Annotated in this window: 1 protein-coding gene; it reads left to right on the top strand. The window is 39.0% G+C overall.

What is annotated here, in order from left to right; translation table 11 throughout:
* Positions 1 to 246 (top strand): hypothetical protein (locus tag ACX9YW_RS23420; protein WP_460351183.1); only part of this gene is annotated, 246 nt, incomplete at both ends.

The raw sequence follows: 246 nt of genomic DNA, 5'->3' as shown, positions 1-246 counted from the left end.
CAACTACCCCTTCAACCGAAACAGTATCGGATGTTGCTGAAAAGATTCAAAAAGAGTTGAAAAATGCTTCAATGAGCGGAAACCCACTTGATCAAACAGTTGATGGAGTATTGTTAAAGCTTCCTGTTTCTATTTTCTTTCATGGGGCAGATGCAACAATTAACGATGCAGATACGCAGCTATTTATTAGAAGGATTGCTGATATCATTAACTCTCTTCCACCTTATGTTGAAGTCTCGGTGAGAG

The sequence above is a fragment of the Pseudoneobacillus rhizolycopersici genome (assembly GCF_054786815.1).
Note: the sequence above shows the minus strand (reverse complement) of the source record. Positions and strands in the feature narration are given on the sequence as shown.